Genomic DNA, 16,786 nt, shown 5'->3' with positions numbered 1-16,786 from the left:
TTATCAAAGAGATGAGCTTGAAACTTGGAAAGTCTATAGTGGTGTAACTGTTTAATTAACTAAGCGAATTTAACTTATCGAGAATATGAAAAAACGATTATCAAATTCCTCCAAAATTGGGCTTCTCCTCACAGTGATTTTACTGGGAAATCAGTTGGGACGAACGCAGACGTTTGCCAAAGCCCAAACGGTTATCAAAAAAAACAACGATAGCGCTCGCACGGCTGCGCCGCGCCCGCTCAAGGAGGTGCTCAGTGAGCTGATGAAAACGTACCAAGTAGAGATTATGTTTGAGCGCGATGCGGTCGAAGGCTTGGTCGTTCAAGCAGCGCCCGTCAATCAACAATTGAAGCTTGAAAAAAGCCTAGACAACCTGCTGCGACCGTTGGGGTTGAAGTACAAAAAAGTAAACAGCAATTCTTATTTGATTATTGGTGAGCGTAAAAAATCTTCCAAATCGTCCAGTGGCGTTTTGGAGCGGTTCCCCGAGGGCATGTTGCCTGGGCAAGAAGTAGAACGAACTGCCACCACAACGGAAGTACTGACGCCGTTCGAGACAAGGGCGGCGGTCGAGCAAGTACTTAAAGGCAAAGTCACCGATGCCGAAAAAGGCGATGGGCTGCCAGGGGTAAGTGTTTTGATAAAAGGAACAACAAAAGGCACAACCACCAATGCCAATGGGGAATATTCGCTCCAAATTCCTGACAATGGCGCTATTTTAGTGTTTAGCTTTGTCGGATACGAGCCGCAAGAAATGGCCATTGGCAACCAAACCCAATTGAACATCGCTTTGAAAGCCGACATCAAGGCGCTGAACGAAGTAGTGGTAGTTGGTTATGGTCAAGTCAAAAAAAGTGATTTGACGGGTTCGGTAGCGACGGTGGCCGTTGAGGAAATCAAAAAAGTGGCGGTTACGTCGCTCGACCAAGCCTTGCAAGGGCGCGCGGCGGGGGTACAAATCACCCAAAACTCAGGTGCGCCAGGGGGCTCTACTACCATCCGAATTCGCGGAGGAAACTCAATTCAGGGCGATAATGAACCCTTGTACGTTATTGATGGGATTCCGTTCAAAAACGATGGTGCGGGCAGTGGGTCGAGTTTCAACGTGTTGAGTACGCTCAATCCCAGCGACATCGAGTCTATGTCGGTTTTGAAAGATGCTTCTTCTACGGCCATTTATGGTTCGCGCGGGGCCAATGGCGTCGTGATTATTACCACCAAACGAGGCAAAGCAGGCAAATCCACCATCAACCTTGAAAGCTATTATGGTGTGCAGGAAGTCCGTAAAAAATATGGCGTATTGAACGGCCGTGAATATGCCCAGTTTGTCAATGATGCCAATACCAACGAAGGACGCGCCGCCGTTTATACCCCAGACCAAGTGAACGCTTTTGGCGAAGGTACAGACTGGCAAAATGAGATTTTTCGCTCGGCGCCCATTTCTAACTACCAACTTTCGATGAGTGGTGGCGATGAACGAACGCAATACGCGCTTTCGGGAGGTTATTTTAAACAAAACGGGATTGTGACAAACTCCGATTTTGACCGTTATTCGCTCCGACTCAACTTAGACAGAAAGCTCACCAACCGCCTCAAAGTAGGAAACAGCCTTACTGTTAACCGTACCGTCACCAACCAATCGCGTACCGATGGGGATTTGGGAAGCGCAGGATTGGTAACCATTGCGGCCTTGCAATTCCCGCCCATCCTGCCCGTTTATAACCCTGATGGTACTTACCTTATCACCAGTCCAGCGTTATCTTTTACGGCCGATAACCCCGCTGCTTTGGCCAAAGAAAGTCAAAATACTACCACCGCGATGCGTGTTTTTGGAAATGTGTTTGGAGAATACCAAATCATGGAAGGGTTGAATTTTAAAGTGTTATTGGGGGCAGATGCCATCATTCAAAAGCGAGATTCGTACCTGCCGCGTAGCGTAGGGAGTGGTTTGGCGCAAGGTGGTGCGGCGTCTATTTTCAATGGACAATCCATGACGTGGTTGAATGAAAATTTGTTGAGTTACACCAAATCTTTTGGCGTCCATAACATCAGCGCCTTGATAGGTTACACCCAACAGGCCAACCGTACCGAAAACAATACGGCGGCTTCGCGAAACTTTGTAAATGATAACTTAAATTCGGGCAATTTGGGGGCAGGTTCGGTGCCATTGGTGCCTTCGTCGGGCATCGGTACGTGGGGCTTGCAGTCGTACTTGGCCAGAATCAACTACGGTTACCGCGACAAATACCTCTTTACGGCGTCTTTTCGGACCGACGGTTCTTCGCGCTTTGGCGCCAATAACCGCTATGGATATTTCCCTTCGGCGGCGTTGGCGTGGCGTGTGTCGGAAGAGGATTTCTTGAAAAATGCCCGAGTAATTAGTGACTTGAAATTGCGGGCTACCTACGGTTCTACAGGAAACCAAGATGGCATTGGCAATTATCCCGCGTATTCGTTGTTAGGAACGCAAAATTATATTTTTGGCAATGCCGTTTCGACGGGAATTGGGCCTTCCCAAATTGCCAACCCCGATTTGTCGTGGGAAACGACGACCCAAGCGGATTTGGGTATTGATGTTGGTTTCTTCAACAACCGAATCACATTGGTGGCCGATTTGTACCTCAAACGTACCAAAGATTTATTGCTAAACGTAACCGTTCCGAGTACGTCGGGGTATTCGAGCGCTATTCAAAATTTGGGAAAAGTAGAGAACAAAGGGATAGAATTTAGCCTTTCGTCGCGCAATATTGATAAAGCGTTTAAATGGAATACCGACTTCAATTTTGCCACCAATCGCAACACTGTTTTGGACATTGGCGGCGCTCCCCAAATTTTTGCGGGCCAAGTAGCCAACATTGCCCAAAATGTCAACTCTGGTGTTATTCGGGTGGGCGAACCGTTGGGGTCGTTTTATGGCTACGTGACCAATGGCCTCTATCAAACAACCGATGAGCTGACGGCACTGAGCGACCCGCAGGCGCGGAAACCAGGCGATCGCAAATACGCTGATTTGAACGGCGATAAGAAGATTGATGACAACGACCGTACCATCATCGGTCGCGCCCAGCCCAAGTTTTTGGGAGGTATCAGCAACTCCTTTTCGTACAAAGGCTTTGAGCTAACCCTGTTTTTGCAAGGTGTTTATGGGAATAAAATCCTGAACGCCAATCGGTTTGAGTTGGAGTATTTGAGCGGGGTCAACAACCAAAACCGAGATATGTTGAACCGTTGGACGCCAACAAATACCAATACAGATATTCCAAGGGCTTCAACCACGCGGCCTGCCAACCGTATTTCGTCGCGCCAAATCGAAGATGGTTCGTACTTGCGGTTGAAAAACGCTCAATTGGCCTATAACCTGCCCGCATCGGTGATAAAAGCGCTTAATATTCAGTCGTTTCGGGTGTATGTGACTGCACAAAACTACCTGACTTGGACGAAATATTCGGGCTATGACCCTGAGGTAAACCGCTTCGGGCAAGATAGTCGTAGTCAAGGGTTTGATTACAGCAGCTACCCTGCCGCAAAAACCTTGTTATTGGGCATTAATGTCGGTTTTTAATTCATTAAACTCATGAATACAATGAACGCAAAATATATACTTACAGGTCTTTGTCTGACACTTTGTGTTGCGTCTTGCAACGTCTTAGAGCAAACGCCTGAGTCGAATTTTACCCCTGAAAATTTTTACCGAAATGCCGATGACGCCAAAGCCGCAGTAAGTTCGGTCTATGACCTGATGAATACGGCCGAAATGTACAATCAAATCGTGTGGATTTTGCAAGACCAAGCCACCGACGACTCCGAATGGGGCGGAGGACGCTCAACGGCCAACCAAGCCAAAAACGATTTGGATAAATACACCTTTACGCCAGCCACGAGCACTTTTCAATCGCTCTGGACGGCTACTTACCGTGCCATCAATCGGGCCAACACCGTCATCAGTCGCGTACCTAATGTGACGATGGATACTGACTTGAAAAACCGATTAATTGCCGAAGCTAAGTTTATGCGTGGTTTTTATTATTTCAACTTGGTGCGCTTGTTTGGGGGCGTTCCGTTGGTGACCAAAGAAACCACCTCACTCAACGATTTGGCCGTAGCACGGGCGTCGGTCGATGAGGTGTATCAGCAAGTTATTCAGGATTTTACGGAAGCAGAGGCGGTTTTGCCAGCTACTTACGGAGCGGGCGACCGTGGCCGCGCCACGAAGGGAGCCGCAAAGGCGTTTTTGGCCAAAGTCTATTTGACCCGCCAAGAATGGCCCAAGGCATCGGCAAAGGCCAAAGAAGTAATGGACATGGGGGTGTATGACCTTTGGGCCAACTACGCCGACGTGTTTACCATTGCAAATAAAAACGGAAAAGAAGCCATTTTTGAAGTACAAGCCCTCGGCGGTGGGGTTGGAGAAGGGAGCTTTATGCAGGGCTACATGCGGCCTAATTTTGACCGAGTTAATGGCGTTTCTGGTTTTGGAGATGACCCCGTAACCGAAAACCTTTACCGTACTTACCGCGCCGACGATAAGCGTCGAAACATCAATTTGCGACTTTACACGGCCACAGGGACTCCTGCGGCTCCAGCGAGTGTCGCGTTTCCGTGTTATGTATATAAATATTTAGACCCCACCGCTACCGCCAATGGAGAAGGAAGCAATAACTTTCCCGTACTTCGGTACGCCGATGTTGTTTTGATGTATGCCGAAGCCCTCAACGAACAAGCAGCTGCTTCTACCGAAGCCTACGCTAACGTCAATCGGATTCGTAGTCGTGCGGGGATTCCTAACCTGACGCCCAACCTGACGCAGGCACAATTTAGAGATAGTTTGCTGTTGGAAAGACGCTTAGAATTGGCCTTTGAGGGACATCGGTGGTTTGATTTGTCCAGACGGAAAAAACTGATTGAAGCCCTGAAAATCCAAAACCCGAGCATCAAGGTTGAAGAGTATCACTATTTGTACCCTATTCCGCAAACGGAGAGAGATTCTAACCCCAAACTAAGTCAAAATCCTGGTTATTAGAAGAGTATTCGTGGTTGAGCAAGGTACAAAAACTTCTATTTTTTTGGTGCCTATTCTATTGTGTTCTATGTGTTTTCACTGATAGAACACAATAGCCAGAGTAAATCTAAACGTAGTTTTGGTTTATTACCATAGCACGTTGGTAATGACCCAACTGATGGCGCCAATTATCCCGCGTACCTGAAAAAACTTTTAAATTCCTAAACCATTTCTAATGAAAAAAACATCCCTTTTAATTTGGCTTTTGGGGGCTATTCTTTTCTTGCCAAGTTTCAAAACCAACCGAACGCTGGCTCCTCACGCTTTGGTTCGTAAAGCCGACGTGATTATTTACGGCGGTACGTCATCGGCGGTGACGGCGGCGGTGCAGGTGGTAAAAATGGGTAAAACCGCCATTATCGTTTCGCCTGATAAACACCTCGGTGGGTTGTCGTCGGGTGGGCTTGGGTTTACCGATACGGGCAACAAGCAAGTCATTGGCGGGCTTTCGCGGGAGTTTTACCACCGCTTGTACCAGCATTACCAAGAAAAAGAGTCGTGGCAATGGCAAAAAAAGGAAGAATATGGCAACAAAGGCCAAGGAACGCCCGCCCTCGACGGTGCTAACCGTACGATGTGGATTTTTGAACCCCACGCGGCAGAACAGGTTTTTGAAGATTTTGTCAAAGAAAACAAATTGGTGGTGTATCGCAACGAATGGCTCGACCGTTCGGCCAAAGGTGTTGTCAAAAAATCTGGAAAAATTACCTCGTTTCGTACCCTAAGTGGCAATGTCTATGAAGGAAAAATGTTTATTGACGCCACTTACGAGGGCGATTTGATGGCGGCTGCGGGCGTGAGTTACCACGTGGGGCGTGAGGCCAACAGCGTCTATGGCGAAAAATGGAACGGTGTACAAGTAGGGGTGTTTCAGCACGGGCATTATTTCAAAAAACCAGTGAGTCCGTACAAAGTTGAGAATGACCCTAAAAGCGGACTTTTGCCAGAAATTTCGTCCGAAACACCAGGTGAAAATGGGTCGGGGGATAACAAACTCCAAGCCTACTGCTTCCGAATGTGTTTGAGCAACCACCCCGACAACCGCGTGTTTTTTACCAAACCTGAAGGGTATAACCCCGACCGATACGAGTTGGTAGCGCGGGTGTTTGCGACGGGCTGGCGCGAGACGTTCGATAAGTATGACCCCATTCCGAACCGTAAAACGGATACCAACAACCACGGGCCTTTTAGTACCGACTACATTGGCAAAAACTACGATTATCCCGAAGCGAGTTACGAACGTCGTAAGGCTATCATCAAAGACCACGAATTATACCAAAAAGGCTTGATGTATTTCTTGCAAAACGACCCTCGCGTTCCTGCCGACGTACAAGACAAAATGAAACAGTGGGGCTTACCCAAAGATGAATTTAAGGACAACGGCGGCTGGCCGCATCAACTATACATCCGCGAAGCACGACGGATGAAAGGCGTTTTTGTGATGACCGAAGCCGATGCTTTGGGCAAAACCAACGTACCTCAGCCAGTGGGAATGGGGTCGTACTCGCTCGATTCGCACAATGCCCAGCGTTTTGTGACTAAAGCGGAAGGCCGCCCCGAAGCCTACGTTCAAAACGAAGGCGACATCGGCGTTCATCCCGATAGACCGTATTCGATTGCCTATGGGGCAATTTTACCCAAAGAAACGGAATGTGCCAATCTGCTGGTACCCGTCTGCGTATCAAGTTCGCACATTGCTTATGGTTCTATCCGTATGGAGCCTGTGTTTATGATACTGGGACAGTCGGCGGCAGCAGCGGCGGTCTTGTCCATTGAAAACAACGTTTCCCCTCAAAAATTGCCGTACGAGAAACTTCGTCAGGTACTTGAGAAGGAAAACCAGCGTTTAGATTGGGAAACAAGCCAAGGGAAATAAGACCAAGGTTTACACAAAATAAACCACATAGCGCACAATTATTGTGAGCTATGTGGTTATCTGCCAAGGTTTGTACAACAGGTTACTGATTGACACTAAAAGCTACTTCCATGTTTTCCCACAACAGTGAAACCTTGCCTTTGGGAGAAATGGTGTAGAGCAGTTTTTCGTTGAATTGCGACGATTTTTTAGGCTGTACATTCACGCGCAACGCATCCTGTTTTTCGTCGTACTTGAAAGCTCCCCACTGCGCCGCTACTTTGTTGAAAATGAGCGTCCATTTCCCCTCGCTAGGAATGACAAAGAAACCGTATTTGCCCGCAGGCAAGGTAGCGCCTTCAATGGTGGCATCTTTGTCGATTTCAAAAGTGGTAGCCTCGTTGGCCCCCGCCCGCCACACTTGTCCGTAAGGCACCAATTCCCCCCACACTTTGCGGCCTTTGACCGAAGGCTGACCGTAGTTGAGACTAATCGTAATGCCACCTACTTCCCGAGATACTTGAGCGGGCGGGCTTGGGCGTGTGCTTTTGTCTTGGGCAATGGTGTTGAAGCCAAAGAAATAAACCAAGGTAAAGGCAAAGAATGTCAGGCTGTTTTTTAGGTACGATTGCATAGCTTACAATAATTTGAGTGGTTAATAAAAATGACTGCGACAAAATTGTGGAACCCTTCAAAAACAACCCGTTCAAACGTGGTTCAAATTGGTGCAAGTTGATTCAAGGAAAACTGGGGAGAACTTTGTGGGAAACTCAAGTAGATTTTAGTCAAAAAACGGTTTATACTACTGACCAAAAAGAAACATTTCTGCTCGGAAAGCGGAACGTTTTCCTCGACTATTAACCGTTGACTATACCGAATGATTCAGATTAACTCCACCCTTACACCTTCTGATTTATCAGCCAAGCTACACGATTTCTGGGCGCTTTCGGCGCAAAAAATCCGTGCTATTGCCGACCACTACGACGTCGCTAAAGGCTCACCTGTTTTTACCGTACAAGGTCAATACACCACACGCGGCTGGACCGAATGGACACAAGGCTTCCAGTTTGGTGCAGCTATTTTACAATTTGATGCCACGGGCGACGAAGCGTTTTTGGACTATGGTCGCAAAAATACGCTCTCGGTCATGGCCCCTCACGTGAGCCACATTGGCGTGCACGACCACGGCTTCAACAACGTCAGTACCTACGGCAATTTGTTGCGATTGATGCACGAAGGGAAAATCCCTTTCAATGAATGGGAGAAAAATTTCTACGAATTGGCCCTGAAAATCTCAGGGGCTGTGCAAGCAAGCCGTTGGACGACCATCAAAGGCCGCGACGGTGAAGCGAGCGGCGGCTTTATTCATTCCTTCAATGGCCCTCATTCATTGTTTGTTGATACCATTCGCTCGTGCCGCGCTTTGGTGGTAAGCCATCAATTGGGACACGTTTTTCAGGGAGAAAATGACGTTAAAATCAACCTGCTCGAACGCGCACTCCAACACATCAAAGCCACGGCCGATTATGCCGTCTATTACGGAGAAGGACGCGATTCGTACGATCTTTGGGGACGTACCGCCCACGAAAGCGTTTTTAATACGAAAGATGGAAACTATCGTTGCCCCAATTCGCAACAAGGTTATACAGGATTCAGTACGTGGACGCGCGGCTTGGCTTGGGCAATGTGTGGTTTCCCTGAGCAGTTGGAAGCCCTCAATCATATTTCGGACGAGGCGTTAGAGCCGCTGGGAGGACGCGCGTCTATCGAAGCCATGATGCTCAAAGCCGCCCGTGCTACTTGCGACTTTTTTATTGAGCATACGCCTACCGACGGTGTGCCTTATTGGGATACGGGTGCTCCAAATTTACACAAATTAGGCAATTACCTCGACCGTCCTGCCGAGCCGATTAACGACCACGAACCTGTCGATAGTTCCGCCGCTGCCATTGGCGCACAAGGGTTGTTGCGTTTGGGTAAGTATTTGACAGACAAAGGTGAAGCTGTCGAAGGGCAGCGTTATTGGCAAGCAGGACTAACAGTGATGGATACGTTATTGCAAGCGCCATATCTCAGCACCGACCCTGAGCACCAAGGATTATTGCTCCATTCGATTTATCACCGTCCCAACGGTTGGGATTATGTCCCAGAAGGTAGTAAAATCCCGTACGGAGAGTCGAGTATGTGGGGCGATTATCACATTCGAGAAGCAGCCCTGTACTTGCAGCGTATTATCAACAACGAACCGTACTACGCTTTTCTAAACTGTGTAAAATGAGGTCAGACGCCAGTCAGACCTCAAAGAGAGTATAAGCGATAAAGCACCCCGTCTGACTATCGTCTGACAGGGTAAAGGTCAGACGGTAGTCAGACCTCAAACGAGCATAGGTAATAAAAACTCCGTCTGACTATCGTCTGACGGAGGAAAAGGTCAGACGGCAGTCAGACCTCAAACGAGCATATAGGTAATAAAAGCCCCGTCTGACTATCGTCTGACGGAGTAATCCAACAATCACGAACAACAGAACTCCCATGAGCAGCGGAAAATACAAACCCAAATATACCCGAGTGGCCCAGCTAAAAACGACGGCCGATTTGAAGAAACACTTAGAAAATAGCCAAGTTGATTTGGCGTTTGACGAAACTTTATTGCCTCCTGCCGAAAGCCCATTTGGTAAAAAGATTACCCTCAAATCGGGCAAGACGATTGGCAACAGCCTGTGTATTTTGCCCATGGAAGGCTGGGACGGCACACTTGACGGGAAGCCATCGGAGTTTACCAAAAACCGTTGGGTGAAATTCGCCGTGAGTGGGGCTAAGCTACTGTTTGGTTGTGAAGCGGTAGCGGTATGCCACGAGGGCAAGGCCAATCCCAATCAGTTGGTCATGAACGAAGAAAATTTTGAAGAGTTCGTTCAATTACGGCAATTGATTTTGGACAAACATTATGAAAGATTCGGCACCACCGACGACTTAGTCATTGGCCTGCAACTCACGCACTCGGGGCGTTTTTGCAAACCCAATAGCCACAAAAAGTTTGAGTCGAAAATTTTGTATTCGCATCCGTTTTTGAATAAAAAATTTGGCATGGAAGCCGATCACCCCGTCCTGACCGACGAAGAGGTGGACGAAATCATCGACATGTACGTAAAAGCAGCGGTGTTGGCGCAGAAGGCAGGCTACGATTTTGTGGACATAAAACACTGTCACGGCTACTTGGGGCATGAGTTTTTGAGCGCCATCGACCGCGACGGAAAATACGGTGGTAGCTTTGAAAACCGTACACGCTATCTCCGCAACATCGTCGCGGGTATCAAACAGGCCGCTCCAGGGTTAGAAATGGGGATTCGCTTGAGCGCTTTCGATTTTATACCGTTTAAAAAAGGGGCCAACGACCAAGGTGAACCCGAACAAATGGAGACCTATCCGTATGCGTTTGGAGGGCAAAAAGACGGTCTTTCGATTGATTTGGCCGAACCCAAAGCCTTTTTGAGTTTGGCGCAAGAGTTAGGAATTCAGTTGATATGCGTAACGGGGGGAAGCCCTTACTACACGCCTCACCTGACACGTCCTGCGTTGTTTCCGCCGTCGGACGGTTACTTGCCGCCTGAGGAGCCTTTTGCAGGTGTTAAGCGCCAAATTGATGTGACGGCAGGGTTAAAAGCTGAATTTCCTGAATTGGTGATTATTGGTTCAGGCTATTCCTATTTGCAAGAATGGTTGCCGAATGTGGCGCAATACGTGCTTCGCAATGGCATGGCCGATAGCGTGGGTTTTGGGCGTATGGTGCTTTCGTATCCATCTATGCCCGACGATATGATTCAAGGAAAAACACTCACTCGCAATCTCATTTGCCGTACGTTTTCTGATTGTACCACTGCGCCACGTCATGGTCTAATCTCAGGTTGCTTCCCGCTAGATCCCTATTACAAAAAACGCCCCGAAGCCGAGGAGCTAAAAGCGATAAAGGAAGGGTTGTAGTGAATGGTCTATTTGTTCAATGAAAAAAGTTTTACCATTCTAAAATTGGTATCGAATAGTTTGGAGAAGCCGAATATTGGTTCCCCAAAACTGTGCAAAAGCGAAAAGTTTCGTGAAGACCTCTTAGCGTAATTCTTGACTCATGGAAGCAATAAAACTTATTAAAACAGAGGAGGATTATGATAAAGCATTGAAACAATTAGAAATTGTTTTTCATGCAAAACCTGATACTCCAGAAGGAGATTTGTTGGAAGTAATCTCATTATTAATCCACGAATACGAGCAAAAACATTATAAAATCGTGCCTCTTACTCCATTAGAAGCACTGAAATACGAAATGGAAGAACAGGGGCTGTCTCAGTCAGGGCTGGCTAAGAGAATGGGGTTGAGTAAAAGCACGATTTCCGAAATTTTGGGTGGTAAAAAACAAATGAGCATCAATTTTTTGAAGTTCATGCACAATGAATTAGGGATTCCAGCACATATTTTATTGGCTTATTAAATGAAAAAAGTAGCATTCGTCACGGGAGGAAGCCGTGGAATAGGGTTGGGAATTGCGGAGCATTTAGCCCAAAAAGGATTTGATTTGGCTATCAATGGAGTACGCGATGAAGCAGCGGTCAGCGATGTCTTGGAACATCTGCGAACGTTGGGTGCCGAGGTCATCTATTGTCAGGGAGATATTGCTTCGGCGGAGGCGCGTGCTAGTATGTTGGCCAAAATAAAAAGCCATTTTGGCCAACTCAATGTATTGGTTAACAACGCGGGAGTTGCCCCTAAAGTGCGGGCCGATCTTTTGGAAGCCACCGAAGAAAGCTTTGATTATGTGCTCAATACTAACCTCAAAGGAACGTATTTTTTGACGCAAGCTGTCGCTAATTGGATGGTCGAACAAAAAGAAACATCACCAGATTTTGAAGGAAGTATCATTACCATTTCGTCGATTTCGGCCACAGTAGCGTCCGTCAATCGCGGGGAGTATTGCGTGGCGAAAGCAGGATTAGGCATGATGACGCAGCTTTTTGCTGCTCGATTGGGCGAGCTGGGCATCCCCGTCTATGAAGTACGCCCAGGGGTCATCAAAACCGACATGACGTCGGGGGTAGCGGCTAAGTACGACAAACTCATCGCCGAAGGACTTACCGTGCAACCTCGCTGGGGCTACCCCGACGACATCGGCAAGGCCGTGTTGGCCATTGCCGATGGAGCGTTTCCGTACTCAACGGGCCAAGTATTTGTCATTGACGGAGGTTTGACGTTGGCGCGGTTGTAGGAAGTATTCCTAGTATTGATATTCGTAAAATACCTTCGTGCCATCGCTCCGCTGAATGGTCATGCGGGAGATGCGTCCGTTGCCATCGAAGGTGTAAGTAAATTCAAGGATGTTGTTATTACCACTTGAAATACCCGAGGTGGTGTTTACAGTCATTTTTTTGAGCAAACGGCTACTGTATTTACCCAAAAAATCGCCGCGCATCGAAAAATGAGGAGTAATCCAGCTAGTGATTTCTTGACGAATGGTATTGGGAAGGTCGGTGTATTCGTAAGAAGCATTTGTCGTTAGTCCTTGGTGATTAACACCACTCCACGAAAGCAAATTTCCTTGGCCATTGTACTCAAACTTAGTCAGTTTCGTCTCATTGGCCATGCTTACCAAAAAACCGTTTTTGTAAAAATAACGGGTATTGACTTCACGTTTAGGGGTGCTGGCGGTAGTCCCTTTTGAACTTTGAGCCAGTCCTTCAGCATTCAACTGAAATGTCGTTGTTTCACCACTTACTTTACTAAAAGCTGTTTTAGTTGTACGGTCAGTTCTTTCCTGAAAAATAGTGTCGTTGCCTGTAACGATGTGAAGAAGTTCGTTGTTTGAACCATATTTGAAAGAATAAGTGCCCACAAATAACTGATCAATAGCCACTTTGACCGAAGACGGCTGTGCATTGTTCAGGGCGGGAGACGCAATGTCAGGATGCGTTTTTGCGTAATTTTCAGCTTGTTCTGCTAGGGTAGGCTCATTGGGTTTTAGCGGTTCTGGTTCGGTTTCCAATCCCGCCTGGCGACAAGAGAAACTCCCCAATGCCACCATCAATGCGATAAGTAAAAATGAAGCTTTCATAGAAGTAAAGATAGAAACGTTGTAGATGTCTGTTTCTAACTAAAACGCTCTATGAAAGCTAGTTAGTGTGTGGAGATTGATTTTTTACTCTCCTTGATTACCTATTTTTTAAAACACAGGAACGTAGAACTGTAAACGCTTGTCGGAATAGCCCCAGCTGCGTAATTGGGCATCACTGTACTCGCCCGATACGGTGGTGAGTGTAAAATCACGGCATGGGTTGCCTTGCGGCTTAGCGTTAATCCACCTAAAAACAGCTTTGTAGCGTTGCCCATCATTGGGGCGAGTTTTGTAGGCATAAAACTGAAATAGCTTGTCGCGATAGCCCCAGCTTTGCAGTTGTGCGTCGGTGAGTTCGTGTTCGGCTATGAGGATAGACTCTTTGCAGTTGGGTATAATCCACCGATACACTGCCGTTACATTATCGCCATTTGGCTCTTCCGAATACGCCTCAAACTGAAATGTTTTTTGGGTATAACCCCAGCTAATAAGCTGCTGGTCAGTATAAATACTTTCGGGCAATGACATAAAATCTTTGGTAACGGGCGATATCCAGCGATTGACTACTGTAGTTTGTTGGGCGATACTGTGCCCAGCTACGCTTGCCCACAGGCAAAGCGAGAGGAGGAGGGGTTTCATAAATGTATTGTTTTGGGAGGGGGGAAAAGAGTATCTTACTTACTTGCATTGATAATAAATGCACCGTAAGAGGCATCGGTGGCTGAGGTAATGCGTGGGAAATTGGTTATGCCAAAGCCAAAAGTAGCAGCCCAACCTAATGCTTCTTGGGCTCTTTCACGGGCGGTAGTACCCATGATTACATTGTCAGACGTGAGCGTTAAGGAGTTGTTACTTAGATTGTAAGTGAAACTTACGACATCTTCGTTGGTGGATTGGTCTATGAAGACAACCTTTTTGATTCCATTTACTTTTTCTTGACGATATTTGTAGGTTGTATTGCCTATGGTGACGGTGCCCGTACTAAAATCCAGAAAATCATTAGGAATACGAGTCGTTGTGCCTCTCTGATTATACAATGTGTTGTTGGCAGTGTATTTCAACTCCAATTGAACATTGCTCATTTTGTAAGTGCCCAGCAGTGGCCAGGCGGCTTCTACCGCTTTCTGGAAAAGACCGCAGCTTGTAAGCGTAGCAGTGAGCAAAATGGCTACAAGCGAGGCAGTATGAATAGGTCGAATGAAGGTCTTCATTGGATTTATTATCTTGAAGAAATGACTTAGTGGAATTTTTGTAAAGTGGCCTCAAAAAAAGCAACAATTCCCATTTGGTGAATATGAAACCATACCCGTGCGCTCGTACCTACTACTTCTTTGTAGCGTTGGGTCTTGAAAATAGCTTGGTAGCAGCCATCTTCTTAAAAAATAGTAGTTATTTGTACGGGTGATACCCCCTCAACTATCAGTTGAACTTTAACAAATAGTTCATCTTGGTGCGGTTTGGGAATCCGTTGAGTAACGGGAGGGCGGCCAATGGTGATAAATTCTAAAGTCGGGTCTTCATTCAGTCGAGATTCTAATACCAATTTCTCTTCTACAAAATCCATCTCAGTGGTTGTGGGAGTTAGGGCTTTCTGATATACAACTGAGCCCACAATAGAAAGTGCCGATGTAGATAACGTGCCGTTTCCACCGCTAAAATCAAAATCACCTATGGCGGTATCCCAGCGTAGCCATGGAGGAAATTGGCGTGCGTCATCAACGTCTATGCCAGGCCTATCTGTGCCAAAAAGCGTTATTCTTACTTGAAATGGACTTCCGACCTCTTCTGGTGCAAACTTAAATTTGGCCGATACTTTTACCTTTCTGCACCATTCTTGATTGCTGTTTTGTACCCGATCACCACCGATGACCATAGATACATTTTCTACTTTTGCCATGATTGTAAATGTATTAGAAGTGAAAAATTGATGGAAGCCGAACGATTACTCCTCATTTCATCTGGAAAACCGTTGAAGAAATTGTTAAGCATTGCGTTTAATGTTCATAAACCATCTTGATAGGGGTGTACGAGTAAATGCAGGTTTTAAGGGCATTCATTCTAAAATACATAGAGCACGTTAGAATAAACATAAAAGACAGCCCAGTCACCTGCAAAATTTCGCACACCCCTTGACCCCTTTGATAGGTGTATTCAAGATATTCGGTTATTTTGCCTGTATCATATTTCGTACATACAGTGTTCCTTCTCCTATTATCGAAGCATAGGTTTCATAGCTTCTGCCTCCTTGTGTCCATCTGATGACACGGCCATTGTCATACTGACACGGTTGTGTTATAGTGTCGTTTTCATTTTCTGTGACCGATTTGCGCGATGTGATGATTGATTTAGAAGATTTAAATGTTGAGGAAAGATTAATCGGGTAAATTGTAGTACTTTTTGACGGCATTGTAGTCTGAAAAATCAATATCAGGCAAGCCAACACGGCCATTGATGAGGTTATTGGCAGGGATGATAATAACTTTTGTCATGCTTATGGAAGAAACGTATACACCTGATTGTCGCCTAATCTGAAAACTACGGCTGGACGGGATTAAAAAGTATCTAAAATCGTCTCCTGCAATCATGCCAGGGATTGGATATAAATTGTTTGGATCATTGCTTGTTCGAATATATACCAATATCGCACTTGAATTGAGGATATCCGTGGTGATTGCTGGCGGAAAAGTAAACGATTTATATTCTGTGGCATTAAATGTTTGATTAAACGTGACTTGTGTTACGTTGGCGTTGCCATTCTGCCCAGCAGGGCCTTGTGGACCTGCTACACCTTGCGGCCCCGCAGGCCCCTGTGGTCCAGGTTCACCGCTCGTGGGGGTACAGGCAATTGATAAAAATAAAAGAGAGGCACTGAGAAGTGCAGTTGAAAGAGAGTGTAGGGTCTTCATGAGATGAGAGAAATGTATTTGATTGTTTGAGAGATATGAAATAGTTTTATCGTTTACCATTCCACCACATAGTTATTTTTGAGCCTCGACATGGACCGTTGGTGTCTGTCCAAGTACCTGAAAAAGACGAGTTACTGCCTAACGTAAACTGAAAGGTACCGCTGTAGGTAAGATTGGGGCATGTAATACTATTTTGATAGATTACTTCGTACCACGTGCCTTTAAGCACATGACCATCGAGTGTACCTAGCAGGAATCCGCTGTGCTGATTCCCTTTGCTGTCTGAGCCTCCGCCCCACGCTCCGTACCAACGAGCTTTATTATGAGGGTCTTGTTTGAAGCTGAGTTTAGCACTTGATACGATCTTACCGTTAGAGTTACAATCTGACCATTCGGAAGCCCAGCAGCCATTGAAAGTCATAGGGTTTGGCGCTTGAACGGATACTTTACAGTCTCGGGATGTACTTTCGCCAGTGAAACGGTGCCAAGGTGTTCCCGAGCATTGGGCAATTTGAACACCATTCAATAAAACCGTTAAGGTTTCTAAATTCCAATTATCGTAAGTATCAGGAAATTTTCTGGGAGCACCGTCGTAACGGATACGAACAGCAGCAATGTTACTTATATTTGGTATAGGTTGTATCTGAAAAGACGTAGTATGCATGGAGTTATTTCCCCAACCTGCTCCTTGATTCAAATCGAATTCTTGTGAAACGGTGTTATTGCGGTATATGAGTTGGACAAAGGCTGCTTGCCCGCCTCGTAGGTCGTCGCCTCCTGTGCGAATTGTAACCGTTAATTGTGCACAAAGAACATGAGAATAACCTATCAGCCCCAGAAAGAGGCTCATTATAAGTGTTTTCATTGTA

14 protein-coding genes are annotated in these 16,786 nt (G+C 46.4%); 7 read left to right on the top strand and 7 right to left on the bottom strand.

The features are described from left to right. The first annotated feature begins 85 nt into the window (after nucleotides 1-85). From AC23N5_RS05440 to AC23N5_RS05430, 3 genes are all read left to right on the top strand, one after another. Complete coding sequence (locus AC23N5_RS05440; RefSeq protein ID WP_487754772.1) at nucleotides 86-3,562, top strand: SusC/RagA family TonB-linked outer membrane protein; 3,477 nt, start codon at nucleotides 86-88, stop codon at nucleotides 3,560-3,562. A gap of 21 nt (nucleotides 3,563-3,583) precedes the next feature. Continuing rightward, nucleotides 3,584-5,020 (top strand): RagB/SusD family nutrient uptake outer membrane protein, encoded by a 1,437-nt coding sequence (locus tag AC23N5_RS05435; protein ID WP_487754771.1) that lies wholly within the window; start codon nucleotides 3,584-3,586, stop codon nucleotides 5,018-5,020. A 214-nt stretch (nucleotides 5,021-5,234) separates the two neighbouring features. After that, entirely contained in the window at nucleotides 5,235-6,935 is a 1,701-nt protein-coding gene (locus AC23N5_RS05430) for an FAD-dependent oxidoreductase (protein WP_487754770.1), read from the top strand. Nucleotides 6,936-7,017: 82 nt separating this feature from the next. On the opposite strand, the gene AC23N5_RS05425 is transcribed toward AC23N5_RS05430, so the two are convergent. Continuing rightward, nucleotides 7,018-7,548, bottom strand: a complete 531-nt coding sequence (locus AC23N5_RS05425; RefSeq protein ID WP_487754769.1) for a DUF2911 domain-containing protein — start codon at nucleotides 7,546-7,548, stop codon at nucleotides 7,018-7,020. 243 nt (nucleotides 7,549-7,791) lie between these two features. Between AC23N5_RS05425 and AC23N5_RS05420 the strand changes: the two genes are divergently transcribed. The 4 genes from AC23N5_RS05420 (at nucleotide 7,792) to AC23N5_RS05405 (ending at nucleotide 12,168) form a co-directional block, all read left to right on the top strand. After that, nucleotides 7,792-9,192: a glycoside hydrolase family 88 protein gene (locus AC23N5_RS05420; protein WP_487754768.1), complete on the top strand. Its 1,401-nt coding sequence runs from the start codon at nucleotides 7,792-7,794 to the stop codon at nucleotides 9,190-9,192. A 254-nt stretch (nucleotides 9,193-9,446) separates the two neighbouring features. After that, the gene (locus AC23N5_RS05415; protein WP_487754767.1) at nucleotides 9,447-10,895 is read left to right on the top strand and encodes an oxidoreductase; all 1,449 of its coding nucleotides are present in this window, start codon (nucleotides 9,447-9,449) and stop codon (nucleotides 10,893-10,895) included. A gap of 142 nt (nucleotides 10,896-11,037) precedes the next feature. Further along, the gene (locus AC23N5_RS05410) at nucleotides 11,038-11,397 is read left to right on the top strand and encodes a helix-turn-helix domain-containing protein (RefSeq protein WP_183975473.1); all 360 of its coding nucleotides are present in this window, start codon (nucleotides 11,038-11,040) and stop codon (nucleotides 11,395-11,397) included. Next, nucleotides 11,398-12,168 (top strand): 3-ketoacyl-ACP reductase, encoded by a 771-nt coding sequence (locus tag AC23N5_RS05405; protein WP_487754766.1) that lies wholly within the window; start codon nucleotides 11,398-11,400, stop codon nucleotides 12,166-12,168. Nucleotides 12,169-12,177: 9 nt separating this feature from the next. Here AC23N5_RS05405 and AC23N5_RS05400 read toward each other — a convergent pair whose 3' ends face one another. The 6 genes from AC23N5_RS05400 to AC23N5_RS05375 all read right to left on the bottom strand — a co-directional run bounded on the left by AC23N5_RS05400 (nucleotide 12,178) and on the right by AC23N5_RS05375 (nucleotide 16,782). Then, the gene (locus AC23N5_RS05400) at nucleotides 12,178-13,011 is read right to left on the bottom strand and encodes a hypothetical protein (RefSeq protein ID WP_487754765.1); all 834 of its coding nucleotides are present in this window, start codon (nucleotides 13,009-13,011) and stop codon (nucleotides 12,178-12,180) included. Nucleotides 13,012-13,119: 108 nt separating this feature from the next. Continuing rightward, complete coding sequence (locus AC23N5_RS05395; RefSeq protein ID WP_487754764.1) at nucleotides 13,120-13,650, bottom strand: hypothetical protein; 531 nt, start codon at nucleotides 13,648-13,650, stop codon at nucleotides 13,120-13,122. Nucleotides 13,651-13,685: 35 nt separating this feature from the next. Further along, nucleotides 13,686-14,222, bottom strand: coding sequence for a hypothetical protein (locus AC23N5_RS05390; RefSeq protein WP_487754763.1), 537 nt, complete (start codon nucleotides 14,220-14,222; stop codon nucleotides 13,686-13,688). 164 nt (nucleotides 14,223-14,386) lie between these two features. Continuing rightward, nucleotides 14,387-14,908 (bottom strand): hypothetical protein, encoded by a 522-nt coding sequence (locus AC23N5_RS05385; protein WP_183975465.1) that lies wholly within the window; start codon nucleotides 14,906-14,908, stop codon nucleotides 14,387-14,389. 475 nt (nucleotides 14,909-15,383) lie between these two features. Continuing rightward, complete coding sequence (locus tag AC23N5_RS05380; protein ID WP_183975464.1) at nucleotides 15,384-15,917, bottom strand: collagen-like triple helix repeat-containing protein; 534 nt, start codon at nucleotides 15,915-15,917, stop codon at nucleotides 15,384-15,386. Between the two features lie 46 nt (nucleotides 15,918-15,963). Further along, a complete protein-coding gene (locus tag AC23N5_RS05375) occupies nucleotides 15,964-16,782 on the bottom strand; it encodes a hypothetical protein (RefSeq protein ID WP_487754762.1) in 819 nt (272 codons plus the stop codon). Nucleotides 16,783-16,786 lie beyond the last annotated feature (4 nt).

It is taken from the genome of Runella sp. R5_40, from assembly GCF_057652295.1.
This window is presented reverse-complemented; position numbering and strand designations above follow the sequence as displayed.